The 17,166-nt window shown below is 67.0% G+C and carries 19 protein-coding genes and 1 tRNA gene; 18 read left to right on the top strand and 2 right to left on the bottom strand.

What is annotated here, in order from left to right:
* The first annotated feature begins 7 nt into the window (after positions 1–7).
* Both J2X09_RS23695 and pcaD read left to right on the top strand, forming a co-directional pair.
* Positions 8–469 (top strand): GlcG/HbpS family heme-binding protein, encoded by a 462-nt coding sequence (locus J2X09_RS23695; RefSeq protein WP_204735279.1) that lies wholly within the window; start codon positions 8–10, stop codon positions 467–469.
* Complete coding sequence (gene pcaD / locus J2X09_RS23690) at positions 466–1,251, top strand: 3-oxoadipate enol-lactonase (protein ID WP_204735278.1); 786 nt, start codon at positions 466–468, stop codon at positions 1,249–1,251. Before J2X09_RS23695 ends, pcaD begins: the two co-directional genes overlap by 4 nt.
* A 48-nt stretch (positions 1,252–1,299) precedes the next feature.
* On the opposite strand, the gene J2X09_RS23685 is transcribed toward pcaD, so the two are convergent.
* Positions 1,300–2,226 carry a LysR family transcriptional regulator gene (locus J2X09_RS23685; protein ID WP_204735277.1) on the bottom strand — a complete coding sequence of 309 codons (927 nt, stop codon included), beginning with the start codon at positions 2,224–2,226 and terminating at the stop codon, positions 1,300–1,302.
* Positions 2,227–2,360: 134 nt separating this feature from the next.
* Here J2X09_RS23685 and J2X09_RS23680 point away from each other — a divergent pair, with 134 nt between their 5' ends.
* The 16 genes from J2X09_RS23680 (at position 2,361) to J2X09_RS23605 (ending at position 16,992) form a co-directional block, all read left to right on the top strand.
* Positions 2,361–3,326 carry a Bug family tripartite tricarboxylate transporter substrate binding protein gene (locus J2X09_RS23680; RefSeq protein ID WP_204735276.1) on the top strand — a complete coding sequence of 322 codons (966 nt, stop codon included), beginning with the start codon at positions 2,361–2,363 and terminating at the stop codon, positions 3,324–3,326.
* Between the two features lie 52 nt (positions 3,327–3,378).
* Positions 3,379–4,446 (top strand): Ldh family oxidoreductase, encoded by a 1,068-nt coding sequence (locus J2X09_RS23675; RefSeq protein WP_204735275.1) that lies wholly within the window; start codon positions 3,379–3,381, stop codon positions 4,444–4,446.
* Positions 4,443–5,819 (top strand): NAD-dependent succinate-semialdehyde dehydrogenase, encoded by a 1,377-nt coding sequence (locus J2X09_RS23670; protein ID WP_204735274.1) that lies wholly within the window; start codon positions 4,443–4,445, stop codon positions 5,817–5,819. The genes J2X09_RS23675 and J2X09_RS23670 overlap by 4 nt, the downstream gene beginning before the upstream one ends.
* A 32-nt stretch (positions 5,820–5,851) precedes the next feature.
* Complete coding sequence (locus J2X09_RS23665) at positions 5,852–6,268, top strand: cupin domain-containing protein (RefSeq protein ID WP_204735273.1); 417 nt, start codon at positions 5,852–5,854, stop codon at positions 6,266–6,268.
* A 28-nt stretch (positions 6,269–6,296) separates the two neighbouring features.
* Positions 6,297–6,836, top strand: a complete 540-nt coding sequence (locus J2X09_RS23660; protein ID WP_204735272.1) for a VOC family protein — start codon at positions 6,297–6,299, stop codon at positions 6,834–6,836.
* A gap of 43 nt (positions 6,837–6,879) precedes the next feature.
* Positions 6,880–7,644: an SDR family NAD(P)-dependent oxidoreductase gene (locus tag J2X09_RS23655; RefSeq protein ID WP_204735271.1), complete on the top strand. Its 765-nt coding sequence runs from the start codon at positions 6,880–6,882 to the stop codon at positions 7,642–7,644.
* A gap of 42 nt (positions 7,645–7,686) precedes the next feature.
* Entirely contained in the window at positions 7,687–8,652 is a 966-nt protein-coding gene (locus tag J2X09_RS23650; RefSeq protein WP_204735270.1) for a Bug family tripartite tricarboxylate transporter substrate binding protein, read from the top strand.
* A gap of 108 nt (positions 8,653–8,760) precedes the next feature.
* Positions 8,761–9,750, top strand: a complete 990-nt coding sequence (locus J2X09_RS23645; RefSeq protein WP_204735269.1) for a Bug family tripartite tricarboxylate transporter substrate binding protein — start codon at positions 8,761–8,763, stop codon at positions 9,748–9,750.
* Complete coding sequence (locus J2X09_RS23640) at positions 9,750–10,706, top strand: NAD(P)-dependent oxidoreductase (RefSeq protein WP_204735268.1); 957 nt, start codon at positions 9,750–9,752, stop codon at positions 10,704–10,706. Before J2X09_RS23645 ends, J2X09_RS23640 begins: the two co-directional genes overlap by 1 nt.
* Positions 10,703–11,641 carry a TRAP transporter substrate-binding protein gene (locus J2X09_RS23635; protein ID WP_204735267.1) on the top strand — a complete coding sequence of 313 codons (939 nt, stop codon included), beginning with the start codon at positions 10,703–10,705 and terminating at the stop codon, positions 11,639–11,641. The genes J2X09_RS23640 and J2X09_RS23635 overlap by 4 nt, the downstream gene beginning before the upstream one ends.
* Positions 11,642–11,683: 42 nt before the next feature.
* The gene (locus J2X09_RS23630) at positions 11,684–12,664 is read left to right on the top strand and encodes a quinone oxidoreductase family protein (protein ID WP_204735266.1); all 981 of its coding nucleotides are present in this window, start codon (positions 11,684–11,686) and stop codon (positions 12,662–12,664) included.
* Positions 12,665–12,786: 122 nt separating this feature from the next.
* A complete protein-coding gene (locus J2X09_RS23625; protein ID WP_204735265.1) occupies positions 12,787–13,854 on the top strand; it encodes a C4-dicarboxylate TRAP transporter substrate-binding protein in 1,068 nt (355 codons plus the stop codon).
* A 38-nt stretch (positions 13,855–13,892) separates the two neighbouring features.
* Positions 13,893–14,417, top strand: a complete 525-nt coding sequence (locus J2X09_RS23620) for a TRAP transporter small permease (protein ID WP_204735264.1) — start codon at positions 13,893–13,895, stop codon at positions 14,415–14,417.
* 10 nt (positions 14,418–14,427) lie between these two features.
* Entirely contained in the window at positions 14,428–15,792 is a 1,365-nt protein-coding gene (locus J2X09_RS23615) for a TRAP transporter large permease (RefSeq protein ID WP_204735263.1), read from the top strand.
* Between the two features lie 17 nt (positions 15,793–15,809).
* Complete coding sequence (locus tag J2X09_RS23610) at positions 15,810–16,112, top strand: DUF1330 domain-containing protein (protein WP_204735262.1); 303 nt, start codon at positions 15,810–15,812, stop codon at positions 16,110–16,112.
* 184 nt (positions 16,113–16,296) lie between these two features.
* Positions 16,297–16,992: a fumarylacetoacetate hydrolase family protein gene (locus tag J2X09_RS23605; RefSeq protein ID WP_204735261.1), complete on the top strand. Its 696-nt coding sequence runs from the start codon at positions 16,297–16,299 to the stop codon at positions 16,990–16,992.
* Positions 16,993–17,057: 65 nt separating this feature from the next.
* Here J2X09_RS23605 and J2X09_RS23600 read toward each other — a convergent pair.
* Positions 17,058–17,144: transfer RNA gene (locus J2X09_RS23600), tRNA-Leu, on the bottom strand.
* Positions 17,145–17,166: the final 22 nt, after the last annotated feature.

Here is a 17,166-nt window from a genome sequence, read left to right as displayed (position 1 = left end):
GACGCCCATGAAACTCACCCACTTTCTCACTTCCCTCAGCCTGGAATGCGCAAGCCAGATCGCGCACGCCACCCTGGCACACGCCCGCCAGGCGGGCATGCTCCCGCTGGCCGTGGCCGTGCTCGACGTGCGCGGCACGCTCAAGGCCTACCTGGCCGAAGACGGCACCAGCCTCTACCGCCAGGAGATCGCGCAAGGCAAGGCACTGGGCGCCCTCGGCATGGGCTTCGGCGGTCAGGAACTGGAACGCCGCGCCGGCCTGATGCCGCTGTTCATGAATGCCGTGCAGGCCTTGAGCGGCGGCAACCTCGTGCCAGTGCAAGGCGGCGTGCTGGTGCGCGATGCACAGGGCGAACTGCTGGGCGCCGTCGGCGTCAGCGGCGAACTCTCCAGCAAAGACGAACAGGCTGCCGTCGCGGGCATCACGTCGGTGGGCCTCGTGGCCGACTGCGGAGCGCCAAAGCCATGACACCGCAACGCATCCACCTCGATGGCGTTGAACTCAATGCCGTGGTCATGGGCAGTGGCCCGTGGGTGACGCTATCGCATTCGCTCGGCGCCGACCTCAACATGTGGGCGCCGCAACTGCAGTTTCTGGCCAGCCGCTTCACCGTGCTGGCCTACGACATCCGTGGCCACGGCGCGAGCAGCGTGCCACCCGGCCCCTACACGCTGGAGCAACTGGCCGACGATGCGCATGCCCTGCTGCGGCATTTGAAGGTGCAGCGCACGCACTGGGTCGGCCTGTCGCTGGGCGGCATGATCGGCCAGGTGCTCGCATTGCGGCATCCCGAGGTGGTGGACCGCGTGGTCATCGCCGATTCGAACTCGCAGGTACCGCCCGCCGCGCAGGCCATGTGGGCCGAACGCGCGGCGCTGGCGCGCAGCCAGGGCATGGGTGCACTGGTGGAAGGCACGATGGGCCGCTGGTTCACCCCGGCTTTTGCCGGGCGCGACCCGCAGACGCACGCACGCATTGCCGCCCAGCTCGCGGCCACGCCGGCCGAGGGCTACGCCGCCTGCTGCGCCGCGATCTGCGGCCTGGACACCCTGGACAAATTGCCACGCCTGCGGCAACCCGCGCTCGTGATGGTGGGCGAAGAAGACCAGGCCACGCCGATCGACATGTCGCGCAAGATCGCGGCCGCCTGGCCGGGTGCGGAACTGGTGCTGCTGCGCGACGCAGCCCACCTGAGCAACGTGGAACAGCCTGACGCGTTCAACCGCGAACTGCAGCGCTTCCTCGGCTGACGCACGATGCCCGCGCGCACCCACGGCTTGAACCCCCTGTCGCCAGCGCTAGCCATGCCTGGCCGAGCCACTGGTGGCAAAGCTGAAGATGCCCAGGCGCTCCATGCGCGAGAACTCGGCCACCACCAGCTCGTGCACCAGCGACAGCGACGGGTTCGGTCGCGGGTCGATGCGCGTGGCCAGCACCAGCAACCGGTTGAGCTGCACACCGGAGATTTCGGACATCACGATGGAGGCGTCCTGCGCGTTGTCGCTGAACACGGACACCGGCATGATCGTCGCCCAGCGCCCGCGCAGCACCAGCTCGCGGATGGAGTCCACCGAATCGATTTCGGCGCGCACCTGCAGCGACTTGCCCAGACTGGCCAGCTGCCGGTCGACCAGGCCCCTGTGCAAGCTGGTCATCAGCAGGGGAATGCGCGCCAGCTGGTTGACCGACACCACCGGCCCGATGCGCATCTGCGCGTGCGACACCAGCGCAAAGGGTTCGCCCAGCAGCGGCTGGAACGACAGCGTGCGGCCGGGCTCGGGATTGGTCAGCACGGCCATGTCGATCATGCCGCGCTCCAGCCAGTCCAGCAGCGCGGGGGTGAAGGCCTCCCGCGCCCGCAGCTCCAGGTCGTCCATTGCGTCCATGCAGTTCTCGATCAGCCGGGGCAGCAGCAACCGGGCCAGCGTGGGCGACGCGCCCAGGATCACCGGAGCCCGGTTCTTCTGCTGGCTGTGCGCGAGCCGGCGCCCCAGCCGTGCCGCTTCCGACACGATGCGCTGCGCCGATTCGTAGAGCGTGACACCCGCCGGCGTGAGGCGCACCCCGCGCGGCAGACGCTGCAGCAACTGCACCCCCATCTCGGCCTCCAGATCGCGCATCTGCCGGGTCAGTGCGGGTTGCGCAATCGGTATCGCAGCCGCGGCGGCGGTCAGGCTGCCACTGTCGGCAACCGCGATGAAATAGCGAAGGGTTTTGAGGTTCATGGCGCCGGAATGATGGCACCGATGCGCAGCCTTATCAATATCACTTTGATATGGCAGAGCGCGAATACAGCATTAGACATGGACGAGGCCGCTGCGTACTCTCGCACTTGCCTATCACTACACGGAGACATGTCATGAAGATGCTGAGCCGCCTGGGCCTGGCCGCCCTGCTCGCTCTGCCCCTGGCCGTACAGGCCCAGGGCTACCCCAACAAGCCCATCAAGATGATCATTCCGCTGGCCGCCGGCAGCGCGGTCGACAACGCCGCGCGTCTGGTCACGCAGAAGATGGGCGAATCCATGGGCCAGGGCTTCGCGGTGGAGAACATTCCGGGTGCGGCCGGTGTGACCGGTGCCGAGCGCCTCGCACGCTCCACGCCCGACGGGTACACCATCGGTGGCTTCAACGACAGCGTGCTCACCATGGTGCCGCACATGGTGCCGAAGATGCCCTGGAACGCCCTCACCGATTTCGTGCCGGTCTCGCTGGTCGGCACCATCGAATGGGGCCTGGTCGTCAAGGCCGACTCGCCCCACCGCACGCTGGCCGATTTCCTCACCGCCGCCAGGGCCGCGCCCGGCAAGCTGAACTATGGCAGCGGTGGCAACGGCAGCCCGCAGCACATCGGCATGGCCCTGATCATGGACCGCGCGCAGATCGACGTCATGCACGTGCCCTACAAGGGCGCCACGCCGGCCGCCGTGGCCGTGGCCGCCGGCGAAGTCGAGGTGTCCATGCAGGGCCTGGGCACCGTCACCTCGCTGATCCAGGGCGGCAAGCTGCGCCTGCTGGCCGTCTCCACGCCCCAGCGGCTGCCGCAGTTCCCGAACGTGCCGACCTTCCAGGAAGCGGGCATGCCCAACTTCACCTTCAACTCGTGGTTCGCCATGGTCGCACCGGCCGGCACGCCGCCCGAGGTGGTGCAGAAGCTCAACGACGAGGTGCGCGCTGCCGTGAACGACCCCGCCACGCGCGACAAGCTGCTGGCCATTGGCGTCACCCCGCGTGGCACCACCGCGGCCGAATTCGGCACCGCCACCAAGGCGCAGTACGAGCTGTACCGACGGCTTATCCAGGAAAAGGGGATCTCGGCCAATTGAACGGTTCCGGTTCCGTTCAAAGCACCTGACCCGACACCACGCCCCTTTTCACATGAACTCCATCACCGTCTCTCCCGAAGCGCTGCAGCGCTTCATCCAGTCCGCCTTCACCAGCCAGGGCCTGCCCGAGGCCGATGCCGCGCAGGTCGCCCGTCTCATGACCGAGGCCGATCTGCAGGGCTCCGATGGCCACGGCGTGATCCGCCTGCCGCAGTACATCAAGCGCATCCAGGCCGGTGGCATCAACAAGCACCCGAACATCCATGTCGTGCAGGAACGCGCGGCCATGGCCGTGGTCGACGGCGACAACGGCATGGGCCACCTCGTGGTCTCGCGCGCCGTCGACATCGCCATCGAGAAGGCCCGCACCTGCGGCGTGGCCTGGGTTGGCACGCGCTACAGCAACCACGCCGGCCCGGCCTCGCTGTATGCACGGCGCCCGCTGGAGCACGACATGCTCGGCCTGTACTTCGCGGTCGGCAATGCCAACCACCTGCCGCCCTGGGGCGGCACGGACATGCTGCTGTCGACCAACCCCATCGCCGCCGGCATCCCCACCGCCGAGGAGCCGCCCGTGGTGCTCGACATGGCCACCACGGTGGCCGCGTACGGCAAGGTCAAGGCCAAGGCCAAGCGCGGCGAACAGATGCCCGCAGGCTGGATGATCGACCGCCAGGGCAAGCCGCTGCTCGACCCCAACAAGGCGGGCGAAGGCTTCCTGCTGCCCATCGGCGACCACAAGGGTTATGGCCTGGCGCTCATCGTCGGCCTGCTGGCCGGCACGCTGGGTGGGGCCGCCATGGGCCGCGACGTGATCGACTTCAACGCCGACTTCAAGACCACCACCAACACCGGCCAGGCCATCCTCGTGATCGACCTCGCCGCCTTCGGCGACCCGGCCCTGTTCAAGGGCGCGGTCGACAAGCTGGTGCGCGACATCCGTGGCAGCGACCGGCTGCCCGGCGTCGAGCGCATCTGGCTCCCCGGCGAACAGAGCCACGAGAAACGCAACCGCTACCGTGAGAACGGCGTACCCATCGCCGGCGGCCTCGTGGGCGACCTGCACAAACTGGCGGCCGACCTCGGCATCGCCCCCCTGGAAGAAATGGCACTGGCATGACGATCACCTCCTTCAACCCCGCCACCGACGCGGTGCTGACCGAATACGACGCACACGACGCCCCGGCGATCGAACAGAAACTCGAGCGCGCGGCGAGCGCGCAACGCGAATGGGCCCGCACCCCGGTGGCCGAACGCATGGCCCTGCTGCGCCGTGTGGCGCAGGCCCTGCGCGAGCAGAAGGCCGGGCTGGCCCCCTTGGCCACGCTGGAGATGGGCAAGCCGCTGGCCGAAGCCGTGGGCGAAGTCGAGAAGTGCGCATGGAACTTCGACGTCTATGCGGACGCCGCCCCCGGCATGCTGCAGGACCAGGTCGTGCCCAGCAGCGCCACCGACAGCCGCATGGTGTACGACCCGCTCGGCATCGTGCTGGCCGTGATGCCGTGGAACTACCCGTTCTGGCAGGTCATGCGCGCCGCGGCCCCTGTGCTGGCCGGCGGCAACGGCATGGTGCTCAAGCATGCGAGCAACGTGCCGCAGTGCGCGCTGGCGCTGGAGGCCGTGTTCCAGAAAGCGGGCGCGCCCGCCGGCCTGTTCACCACGCTGCTCGTCGGCTCGGGCGAGGTCAAGCGCCTGATCGAGGACCACCGCATCGCCGCCGTCACGTTCACCGGCTCCACCCCCGCTGGCCGCAGCATCGCCTCGCAGGCCGGCCAGGCGTTGAAGAAGCAGGTGCTCGAACTCGGCGGTTCAGATCCCTTCATCGTGCTGGCGGATGCCGATGTCGAGGCCGCCGCCACCGTGGCGGTGAAGGCGCGCTTCCAGAACACCGGCCAGAGCTGCATCGCCGCCAAGCGTTTCATCGTCGAGCACGCCGTGGCCGACCGCTTCGTCGACGCCTTCGTGGCCGGCGCGCGCAAGCTGGTGGTGGGCGACCCCATGGGCGATGGCGTCACGCAAGGCGCGATGGCCAAGCGCAACCTGCGCGACGAGCTGCACGCCCAGGTGGAAGCCAGCGTGCAACAAGGCGCGAAGCTGCTGCTGGGCGGCAAGCCCGTGGCCGGCCCGGGCGCGTTCTACGAACCCACCGTGCTCGACCAGGTCACGCCCGACATGACCGCCGCGCGCGAGGAAACCTTCGGCCCCGCCGCCGCCATCCTTCGCGTGGCCGATGCCGCCGAAGCGGTGCGCGTGGCCAACGGCACACCATTCGGCCTGGGGGCCGCGCTCTGGACCACCGACCTCGACCACGCGCGCCAGCTCACGCGCCAGATCGACGCCGGCGCCGTGTTCGTCAACGGCATGGTCGCTTCCGACCCGCGCCTGCCCTTCGGCGGCACGAAGGAATCGGGCTACGGCCGCGAGCTCGGCGTGCTCGGCCTGCACGAATTCACCAACATCAAGACCGTGTGGACAGGTCCCGCACGCACCTGATCCGTCGAACACAGACCTGAAGGAGCCCCCACATGACCACCGAAACCACCACCAAATACGCCGTGCTGCGCCCCGACCAGATCAAGAGCCATGACCGGGGCGGCGGCGCGCGCACCACCCCGCTGGTGCTGCCCTCCGTCGGCGCAAGCACGTTCATCAACGGCATCACCGAGTTCAGCGGCGGCACCGCGATCCCGTTCCACAGCCACAACTGCGAGGAAAGCGTGGTGCTGCTGAGCGGCCACGCCTACCTCGACATCGACGGCGAGGTGCAGGAGCTCAAGCCACTGGACACCACCTTCATTCCGCCCAACGTGCCGCACCGCTTCCGCAACATGTCGGAGACCGAGCCGATGAAGATCCTCTGGATCTACGCCTCGGTCAATGCCACGCGCACGCTCATCGAGACAGGCGAGACCCGCCCCGTGGCGGCCGAACACGGCAAGTGACCCCGACCAGAAACACAAGGAGACAACCATGGGACTGCGCTTTCTCGAACACCTGCTCATCCTCACGCACGACCCCGAAGGCACGCGCGACTGGTTCGTGGAGAACCTGGGCTTCCGCAACGGCTACCACCCCGAATTCGGGTTTCCGGTGTACTGGCTCTACATCGGTGAACAGGACGTGATCCACATCGGCAAGGCGCGCTACTCCAACCACCAGGACACCTACCTCAAGACGCCCACTGACGGCGACAAGGACTTCTCCGCCGCCGGCGCCATGGGCTCGGGCCGCATCGACCACCTGTGCCTGAACTGCGAAGGCATCGAGGAGTTCATCGACCGCCTGAACAAAAACGGAGTGGAGTTCAGCGAACGCAAGGCGCACAACTCCAACCTGTACCAGCTGTTCATGCGCGAGCCCATCAACGGCATCAAGGTCGAACTCAACTTCGCCTGGCACGAAGCCGCGCGAATCGGCCGCGTGCCCGAGTGGACCGATGCAGGCGAAAACGACAAGTCGGCCGCCGACGTCATGACGAAAGAGGCGCCCGTCAAGGCGTCGACGTTCTGATGGCGCGAAGCCGACAACCTGCCCGCGCGTGCACGCGTCTCGCATGATGCCGAACTATCCCGAACTCACCGGCCGCAGCGTCGTGGTCACCGGAGCCGCAGGTGGCATCGGTGCCGCGGCGGCACAGGCCTTCGCGTCGCAGGGCGCTCACGTCTTCCTGCTGGACATCGACGGCGGGCGCGTGCGCGAGATCGCCGCGGGCCTGCAGGGCAGCGGAATGGCACGGGGTGTGGCGGTGGACATCACGGACGAAGCGGCCGTCACCGCCGCGTTCGACGAGATCGCCGCTGCCGGTCACGGCCTCGACGTGTTGATCAACTGCGCTGGTGGCTACAAGATGCTGCTCACCGTGGAGCAGATGGACATCGCCGAATGGGACGCCACCGTGGCCCTCAATCTGCGCAGCGTCTTCCTGTGCTGCCGCGCAGCCATCCCGGCGCTGAAAGCGTCGAAAGCAGGCCGCATCGTCAACGTGACGTCGATCTCGGGTCGCACCGTGCATGCCGCGTCGTCACCGGCCTATGGCGCGGCGAAGGCCGGTGTCACCCAGCTCACGCGCTTTCTCGCGTACGAACTGGGCCCGCACGGCATCACCGCCAACACCATCGCCCCGCTCACCACGCTGACGCCTCGCGTCGCCGCCCTGCGCAGTGCCGAGGACGTGGAGCGCATCGCCGCCCAGGTGCCGCTGCGGCGCCTCGCACAGGTGGACGACCACGTCGCCGCGATGTTGTACCTGGCATCCGACGGCGCCGGGTTCGTGACTGGCGTCAACCTCGATACCAACGGCGGGCGCGTGATGCTCTGAGCACCGCGGCACGCACGGCCCAAAAAAAGAAGGAGACAAAACATGACATCCCTGCTGAAGCGCCTCGTGCGCACGACAACCCTGTGCATCACAGCCGCGGCCTTGCCGGCGGTCTGGGCGGCGGGTGAGACCGTCACGGTCGTCACACCGCTGGCCGCAGGCAGCGCCTCCGACGTCGCGCTGCGCATCGTCACCGAAAAGCTCGCCCTTGCGCTGGCACAGCCGATCGTGATCGAGAACCAGACCGGTGCCTCGGGTGCGATCGGCGCCGAAAAGGTCGCGCGCGCCGTGCCGGACGGCACCACGCTGTGCGGATGCAACAATGCCATCCTGGGGGTGCTCCCTCACCTGCGCAAGGTGCCATTCGACCCGGCGAAAAGCTTCAAGCCGGTCGGCATGGTGGCCGTGCTGCCCACGGCGCTGGTGGTGAACCCCAGCCTGCCGGTGAACAACGTGCAGGAACTCGTGGCCTACGTGAAGGCCAACCCGGGCAAGGTGAGCTATGCCACGGGCGGCGTCGGCAGCGCCCAGCACATCGCCATGAGCATGCTCGAAGCCGCCACCGGCATGAAGATGTTGCACGTGCCGTACAAGGGTGCCAGCCCCGCTGCGGTCGGCGTCGCCAGTGGTGAAGTGCATGTCATGTTCAACGCCATCGGCACCGTGCTGCCCATGGTCAAGGCGGGCAAGCTGCGCGCGATCGCGGTGGCTGGCGCCCAGCGCACACCCGTGATGGCCGACACCCCCACCGTGGCCGAACAGGGGGTGCCGGGCTACGACTACGCCTCGTGGATCGGCATCGTCGCGCCCGCTGCCACACCGGACGACGTCGTCAACCGCATCGCCGGCGAGCTGACCAAGGTGCTGCGCAGCCCCGACACCATCAAACGGCTGGCCGACAACGGCATCGACCCATCGGTGATGACGCCTGCCCAGATGCGCGACTACATGGCCAGCGACCACGCCCGCATGGCCAGGGTCGTGGCCGACGCGGGAATGAAGGAATGACGCGGGCGCCGCATGGCGGCGCCGGGCCTTTCCACCTCCAGCCCCGAACATCGAGATCGCGCCGATCGGGCGCCTGACTTTCATAAACAAGAGACGGAGACAACCACCATGCCCTTCACCTTTACCCGGCTGCGCCGCGCCATCCTGTCGGCCCCCATGCTGGCCGTGCTGGCCGCACCCGCCACCGCCCTGGCTCAGGCCAGCTACCCGAACAAGCCGATCCAGGTGATCGTGCCTCTGCAGGCGGGCAGCGCGGCCGACGTGGGAACCCGCGTCGTCCTGGGCAAGGTGGGCGAGAACATGGGCGCCAGCTTCGCCATCGAGAACCAGCCCGGCGCCTCGGGCCTGGTGGGCGCAGACCGCATCGCACGCGCCGCGCCCGACGGCTACACACTCGGCGGCATCACCGACAGCGTGCTGAACTACGCCGTCAACCTGGCCGCCAGGACCAGCTTCGATCCGCTCAACGACTTCGAGCCGGTCAGCCGCATGGCCAACATCGCGTGGGTGCTGGTGGCCAACAACAACGCCGCGAAGACCGTGAATGAACTCGTCGCGCAGGCGCAGGCCCAGCCGCGCAAGCTGGACTACGCCTCCGGCGGCAACGGAAGCCCGCACCACATCGCCATGGAGCTGTTCTCTGCCGCCAACAAGGTTCAGCTGACCCATGTGCCCTACAAGGGCGCGACGCAGGCCACCACGGACGTGGCCGGCGGCCAGGTGCCGGTGATGTTCTCGGCCGTCTCGGTGGCACTCCCCATGATCAAGGACGGCAAGCTGCGCGCGCTCGCCCAGCCGGCGGATCGCCGCTCCAGCCTGCTGCCCGACGTGCCCACCTTCACCGAAGTCGGCATGCCCGCCTTCAACTTCTCCACCTGGCTCGGTCTCTACGCACCCAAGGGCACGCCCAAGGCCATCATCGACCGGCTCAACGCCGAGGTGGCCCGCGCCCTGACCGACCCGGGTGTGCGCGATCGCCTGATGGGCCTCGGCCTCGACCCGCTGGGGTCCACACCCGCACAACTGGGCGAGCTCACGCGCACCGGCCATGCCCGCATCGGCAAGGTGATCCGCGACGCCGGCATCAAGGCCGAGTGATGGAGGCCAGCGTCGCTTCGCCCATGGCGTCTGCGGCCACGTCCGACGCTGCCTTGCGCGTGGGCATCGCCGGCCTCGGCCTCATGGGCACCGCCTGCGCGACACGCCTGGGTGGAGCCGGCCTGTCCATGGCCGGCTACGACGTCGATCCCGCGCGCCGCTCGGCCTTTGCCGGCCCCGGCCGCACGGCGGTGGCCGAGCTGGCCGACCTCGCAGACTGCGACGTGGTGGTGCTGGCGGTGTTCGACACCGCGCAGGTCGAACAGGTGATCGAAGGCGATGGCGGTCTGCTGGGCGCGGCCCAACGCAAGGGCCGCAAGCCCGTGGTGCTGTGCGTCAGCACCTGCGACCCGGACCGCATCGCCGCCCTGGGAGAACGTTGCGCCGCGGCGGGCCTGCCCTTCGCGGAGATGCCGATCTCTGGCACCAGCGGCACGCTGGCACGCGGCGAGGCCGTCGGGCTGGTGGCCGGCGCCGATGCCGATCTGCAGCGCGCCGCACCGGTGCTCGAAGCGCTGTGCCCGTCGCGCCACTTCCTGGGCGCCATCGGCAACGGCAGCCGCGCCAAGCTCGCGGTCAACCTGGTGCTCGGGCTCAACCGCGCTGCGCTGGCCGAAGGCCTCGTCTTTGCCGGTGGGCTGGGTCTGGACCCCGAGCGCTTCCTCGACGTGCTGATCGGCTCGGCCGCGTACTCGCGGGTCATGCAGGTCAAGGGATTGATGATGGCCACGCGCCACTTCGAGCCCTTGCAAGGCAAGGTCGACCAGAGCCTGAAGGACTTCCGCCTCATCCTCGAACAGGCCGAAACACGCGGTCAGGCCCTGCCCTTCGCCGGCGTGTATGCCGAGCTGCTCGATGGCTGCGTGGCGCGCGGCGAAGCGGGCCGCGACAACGCCTTCATCGTGGAAGCCATCGCCCGCTGCCGCACGTCCGGCCCCTCCGAAAGCCCCACATGAAAAGCACCTTCCACCTTGCCGGCTACCAGGGCGGCGCGTCCATCCTCACGGCAGCGCTCACCACGCTGGCACGCCGCCTCGATGACAGCTCCGTGGGCACGCCCCACCTCCTGACCGACGTCACCGCCATCGGCGAGAGCGCGGCGTCGCTGTTCGCCTCTGTCGAGAAGGGCGAACGCCATATCGGCTACATGGCCTCGGGCTATCTCTCGGCGCGCGTGCCCGAACTCGCCGTGCTCGACCTGCCCTTCTCCGTGCAGGAGCGCGCCACCGCGCTCGCCGCGCTGGATGGCGATGCCGGCACCATGCTGCGCGATGCCGTGGCGCGGCAGAGCGGCTTCCACGTGCTTGCGTTCTGGGACAACGGCTTCCGCCATATCTCCAACGCGGTGCGCCCCCTGCGCTCGCCGTCCGACTGCGAAGGCCTGGTGATCCGCACGCTGGACAGCGCGCTCTACCGCGACGCGCTGGACGCCATCGGTTTCAAGGCGCTCACCACCGACGTGAAAGACCTCATCCGCGTGGTGCAGGACGGCACCGTGCAGGCGCAGGAAAACCCGCTGACCAACCTGCTGAGCTTCGACCTCTGGCAGCACCACCCCCACGTGAGCCTGAGCGGTCATTTCTTCGGCGTGCTGCTGCTGGTGTGCCCGAGCGCCTGGTACGCGCGCCTGAATGCCACGCAGCGCGACGAGCTGCAGGCCGCCGTGAACGAGGCCACCACCCAGCAACGCAAGGCCGCCGCCGCGCAGGACGCGACCGCCCTCGAGCGACTGCGGTCACTCGGCGTGCAAGTGGTCATGCCCGCGTCGATGGATCTCGCCGCCATGCGCGAAGCCACGGCTGCCGTGCGCCAGCGCTACCTGGATCGCCTGCCAGCCCGCCTGGTGCAGGCCTACCTGAACGCCGAGCCGCTCGATCACGCCACGCCCTGAAACCCTTACCCCTCTCCGACGAACCCAACACAGCCCAACTCCATGAAAGTCAAAGCCATCCGCTTCCACGCCGCCGGCGAACCCGATGTCCTGCAACTCGACGAACTGGACCTGCCCGAACCCGGCGCGGGTGAGGTCCGCATCCGCCACACCGCCATCGGCCTGAACTTCCAGGACATCTACGCCCGCTCGGGCCAATACCCCGTGCCCACCCCCAGCGGCCTGGGCACCGAGGCCGCCGGCGTGGTGGAAGCCGTGGGCGCGGACGTGACGGACTTCAAGCCTGGCGACCGTGTGTGCTACATCAGCGGTCCGGTGCTCGGCGCCTACGCGTCGCACCGCAACTACCCCGCCGAGCGCCTGCTGCATTCGCCCGATGGCGTGAGCGACGAACAGCTCGCGGCCATGATGCTCAAGGCCATGACGGTGGAATACCTGATGCGCCGCTGCTACCCGGTGCAGAAAGGCCAGCACGTGCTGATGCATGCCGCCGCCGGCGGGGTCGGCCTGCTGGCTGGCCAGTGGGGTCGCCACCTGGGCGCGCACATGATCGGCGTGGTCGCCGGGCCCGAGAAGGCGGCCATTGCCAAAGCCAACGGCTACGAGCACGTGATCGACCGCCTGACCGAAGACGTGGCCGAGCGCGTGAAGGCCATCACCGGTGGTGTAGGGGTGCCCGTGGTGTACGACTCGGTCGGCAAGAACAGCTTCGAACAATCGCTCAACAGCCTCTCTGCACGCGGCTACTTCGTGTCTTTCGGCACGACCACCGGCGCGCCGCCACCGGTGGCCGCCGCCACCCTGCAGAAGATGGGCTCCCTCTATTTCACGCGCCCGACGCTGGTGACCTACACCGCGTCCACGGCCGACCTGCGCGCCTCGGCGGCGGCCGTGTTCGAGCTCTGCGCGCAAGGCGTTCTGAAGGTCTCGATCCACCAGCGCTATGCGCTGTCCGAGGCCGCGAAGGGACATGCAGACCTGGCCGCTGGCCGCACCAAGGGATCGAGCGTCATCCTGCCCTGAGCAGAGGGTGCTCAATTTCCGCAGCTGTTTTTGTTGAAGGGGAATCGGGTGCCGGCCTGGCCGGCGCCAGTTTCAAAGTTGGAAGAAACGGGGCCACAGCCTCACACATTGGAGACAAGACCATGAGCAAGTTCGTCAGAAACACCATCCTCGCCGGCGTTCTCGCCGCCTGTGGCCTCACGGCTGCCCATGCGGAGAACATCCGCCTGCGCATCGCCTCGGGTCACCCGGCGGTCAACACCTACGTCAACCTGATGCAGACCTTCTTCGTGCCGGAGGTCACCAAGCGCGTGGCCGAGCGCACGCAGCACAAGATCGAGTTCGTCGAGGGCTACGGCGGTTCCATGGTCAAAACGGCAGACACGCTGGAAGGCGTGCAGACCGGCATCATCGACATCGGCGGTTACTGCTTCTGCTTCGAGCCGTCCAACCTGCCGCTGCATGGCTTTCAGGTCATGCTGCCCTTCGGCACCATGAGCCCCGAGCGCAGCGTGAAACTGGCGCGCAACGTGTACAACAAGGTGCCGTACATGTCGCAGGTGTTCGAGGACAAGTTCAACCAGAAGCTGCTTGGTCTGATCTCCGACAACGGCTACAACCTGGGCACCACCTTCGACTGGAACACCATCAGCGACCTGAAGGGCAGGAAGCTCGCGGGTGCAGGCCTGAACCTGAAGTGGCTGGAATACGCGGGCGCGGTGCCGGTGCAATCCGCGCTGCCCGAGGCCTACACGGCCATGCAGACCGGCGTGTACTTCGGCTGGATCATGTTCCCCTCGGCCTGGGTGAACTTCAAGCTCAATGAAGTGGCCAAGTACTACACGCAGATCGGCTTCGGCGCCATCACCTGGCACGGCCTCACGATCAACAAGAACCGCTTCAACCGCCTGCCCAAGGAAGTGCAGGACATCATCGTGGAAGTGGGCCGCGAATACGAGGCCAAGACCGGCACCGTCAATGAGGAGGGCTACCCCAAACAGATCGAGCAGCTCAAGACGCTGGGCGTGACCGTCAAGTCCGTGCCGGATGCGGTGAAGCTGGAATGGGCCAATTCGCTCAAGGGCTGGCCCCAGGAGAAAGCGACCGAGCTCGACAAGCAGGGCTTGCCGGCCACGCTGGTGCTGAAGACCGCGCTGGAAGAAGCCGAGAAGCTGGGCCACAAGTGGCCGCTGCGCTACGAGATCAAGTGATCCCGCGGGACAACGACCACGTTTGACAAGGCACCACCATGGAAATGCTCAGGCGGCTCAACGACCGCGTCACAAAAATCCTACTTGTACTGGCTGCGTTGCTGGCCTTCCTGCTGTGTTTCCTCGTGGTGGCCGATGTCATCGGCCGCGGGGCTTTCAACAGTCCCGTCAAGGGAACGACCGAAATCGTGTCCCTGTCCATCGTGGTGATCTGCTTCCTGCAGGCGGGTTTCGCGATCCGCTCGGGCGGCATGCTCAACGTGGACATGTTTGTTCTCATGGGCAGCCCCCGCGTGCAAAGCGTGATGGCCTGCATCGCCGCCCTTGCCGGCCTGGTGTTCTTCGGCGTCATCTGCTACGGCAGCTGGGACGGCGCGATGCACGCCTGGACGTCCAATGAGTTCGAAGGCGAAGGGGCACTTCGTGTGCCGGTCTGGCCCGCGCGTTTCATCGTGGTGCTGGGCACGTTCATGGCCAGCATCAGCTACCTGCTGATGCTGCTGCAGAACATCGGCCTTGCCATTCAAGGCAAGCCCCCTGCCACGTTCTCCACGACGCACTGATCGAGGCCCCATGCAAAACCCCACCGATCTGCTGATCCTCATCGGCGCCCTTCTCGCGCTCGTCTTCTCGGGCATCCACATTGCCGTGGCCCTGGGCCTTTGCAGCATGCTGGGTCTGTTTCTCATGACCGGCGACATACACGGCATGATTTCCTTCGCCTCGTCCACCGCTTACGAAGCGCTGCGCGACTATGTGTTCGCGGTGATACCGCTGTTCATGCTGATGGGCGAATTCCTGGCCAAATGCGGCGCCGCGAGAGACCTGTTCACACTGGTGAACCGGTCCATGAACCGCATCAAGGGGCGCCTGGGCGTGGCCACGGTGCTGGCCAATGCGCTCTTTGCGTTCGTCACCGGCGTGTCCATTGCAGCCGCTGCCGCATTCTCCAAGATCGCCTACCCGGAGATGCGCCGTCATGGCTACGAACGCAAGTTCGCGCTGGGCTGCATCGCCGGCAGCGCGTGCCTGGGCATGCTCATCCCGCCTTCGGTGCTGATGATCGTCTGGGGCGTTCTCACCGAGCTGTCCATCGGCAAGCTGTTCATCGCGGGCATCATTCCCGGCATTCTCGTGGTGCTCCTCTACGTCGGCTACATCGCCTGGGTGGCCTACCGACAGCCCCACCGCGTCGGTGAGGGATTCAAGCCGCAACCCGTCCAGGCGCTGTCGGCAGATGGCCAATCGGTCGATGTTCCGGAGGCCGATTTGCGCGCCATCCTGTGGAGCACGATCGGCATCGTGGCCCTTATCGTCATTGTCCTGGGGGGTATCTGGTTCGGCTTCTTCACGCCCACCGAAGGGGCTGGCGTGGGTGCCACACTGGCCCTCGTGCTGGCCATCTCACGCGGCATGCGCCTGAAGGAGATGATGGAAGCCGTGGTCTCGGTGGGCCGCACATCGGCGCCGCTGCTGCTGTTGCTGGTGACCGCGCAGCTCTACTCGCGTGTGCTCTCCATGACCGGCGTGACCGGCATGGCCCAGGATTTCTTTTCGCAGTCCGGCATGTCCCCATACGTGGTCCTGCTGATGATGGTGCTGGTGTGGTTCGTGCTCGGCATGCTGATCGACTCGATCTCCATCATCCTGCTTACCGTGCCGGTTTTCGCGCCCGTCGCGGCTGCAATGGGCTTCGATCCGATCGCCTTCGCCATCCTTGGCATCCTCGCCATCGAGACCGGCCTGCTGACCCCACCGTTCGGCATCCTGGCGTTCACGGTCAGGGCATCGATACCGAACGAGCCCGGTCTGAAGACCGGAGAAATCTTTCTTGGCAGCGTGCCGTACTGGATCGTGCTGCTGATCGCCATCGTGACCATCGCTGTCTTCCCCGCGCTGGCCACCTGGCTGCCCAACCTCGCCCTTGCCAACCCCTGACTGAAAGTAAGACACACATGGCTGCCTACTGGCTCTCCCGCTGCGTCGTTCGCGACCCCGTCGAATACAAGAAGTACACCGACCGTGTGCCCGCCATCATCGCTGCCCATGGCGGCAAGGTGCTCGCACGCGGCGGGCGCTACCAGATCATGGAAGGCCCCGAAACCTTCCACCGTTTCGTGGTGATCGAGTTCCCCACGCTCGAGGCGGGCGTCAACTGCTTCCAGTCGCCCGAGTACACCGAGGCGGCCTCGTTCCGCCGCGGCGACGCGGGCATCGTGGAGAACGTCATCGTCGAAGGCGGCGACGCGACGGTGTGAGGAACACCCCCCTGCGCCACTGCGCGGCGTCCCCCCTCTCTGGCGCGCCTTCGGCGCTGGAAGGGGGACGGCATCTCGGGCCGGCGTAGCCGGACCCTTGATGCCTCTGGTCCAGGATGTGTGGTTCGGTGCGGGTCGCGCTCCGGCACCGTGAAAATTTGATTCTTCTTTTCATCCATTCTTTATGAGCTACCTGTTCAATCCCCCCCCCACCGTCGGCGTGCCCATCGTCGGCAAATCCGAGCTGTTCCCTGTGCACCGCGTCTATTGCGTGGGCCGCAACTACGAGGACCATGCGAAGGAAATGGGCTTCACTGGCCGTGAGCCACCGTTTTTCTTTCTGAAGCCGGCCGACACGGTGGTCGTGGTGCCGGCCGGCGAAACCGGCCGCATGCCCTACCCCACGCTGACGAAGAACCTGCACCACGAAATCGAACTGGTGGCGGCCATCAGCAAGGGCGGCAAGAACATCAAGGCCGCCGACGCCATGGCCCATGTGTACGGTTACGCAGTGGGCCTGGACATGACGCGCCGCGACCTGCAGAACGACATGAAGAAACAGGGCCGCCCCTGGTGCATCGGCAAGGGCTTCGACTTCAGCGCGCCCATCGGCCCGATCACACCGGCCGACCAGGCCGGCGACATCGTGAATGCCGAGATCGCCCTGCAGGTGAACGGCACGGATCGCCAGCGCAGCCACATCCACAAGCTGATCTGGAACATCGCCGAGACCATCGAGCACCTCTCGGCGGCCTGGGAGCTGCAACCCGGCGACCTGATCTACACCGGCACCCCCGAGGGTGTGAATGCGGTGGTGGCAGGCGACACGATGGTGGGCACCATCACCGGCCTGCCCGACCTGCGCGTTCAAATGATCTGAACACCCAAGCGTCGGCATGAAAAAAGGCGTTGGTCCTTCCAGACCAACGCCTTTTCCATTTCTGGTGGTGCGCGAGGGGGGACTCGAACCCCCACACCATTGCTGGCGTCAGGACCTAAACCTGGTGCGTCTACCAATTTCGCCACCCGCGCCTGCTGCCCTTTTTGGCAACCG

This window comes from Hydrogenophaga laconesensis, from assembly GCF_031457235.1.
GTDB lineage: Bacteria > Pseudomonadota > Gammaproteobacteria > Burkholderiales > Burkholderiaceae_C > Hydrogenophaga > Hydrogenophaga laconesensis.
Note: the sequence above shows the minus strand (reverse complement) of the source record. Positions and strands in the feature narration are given on the sequence as shown.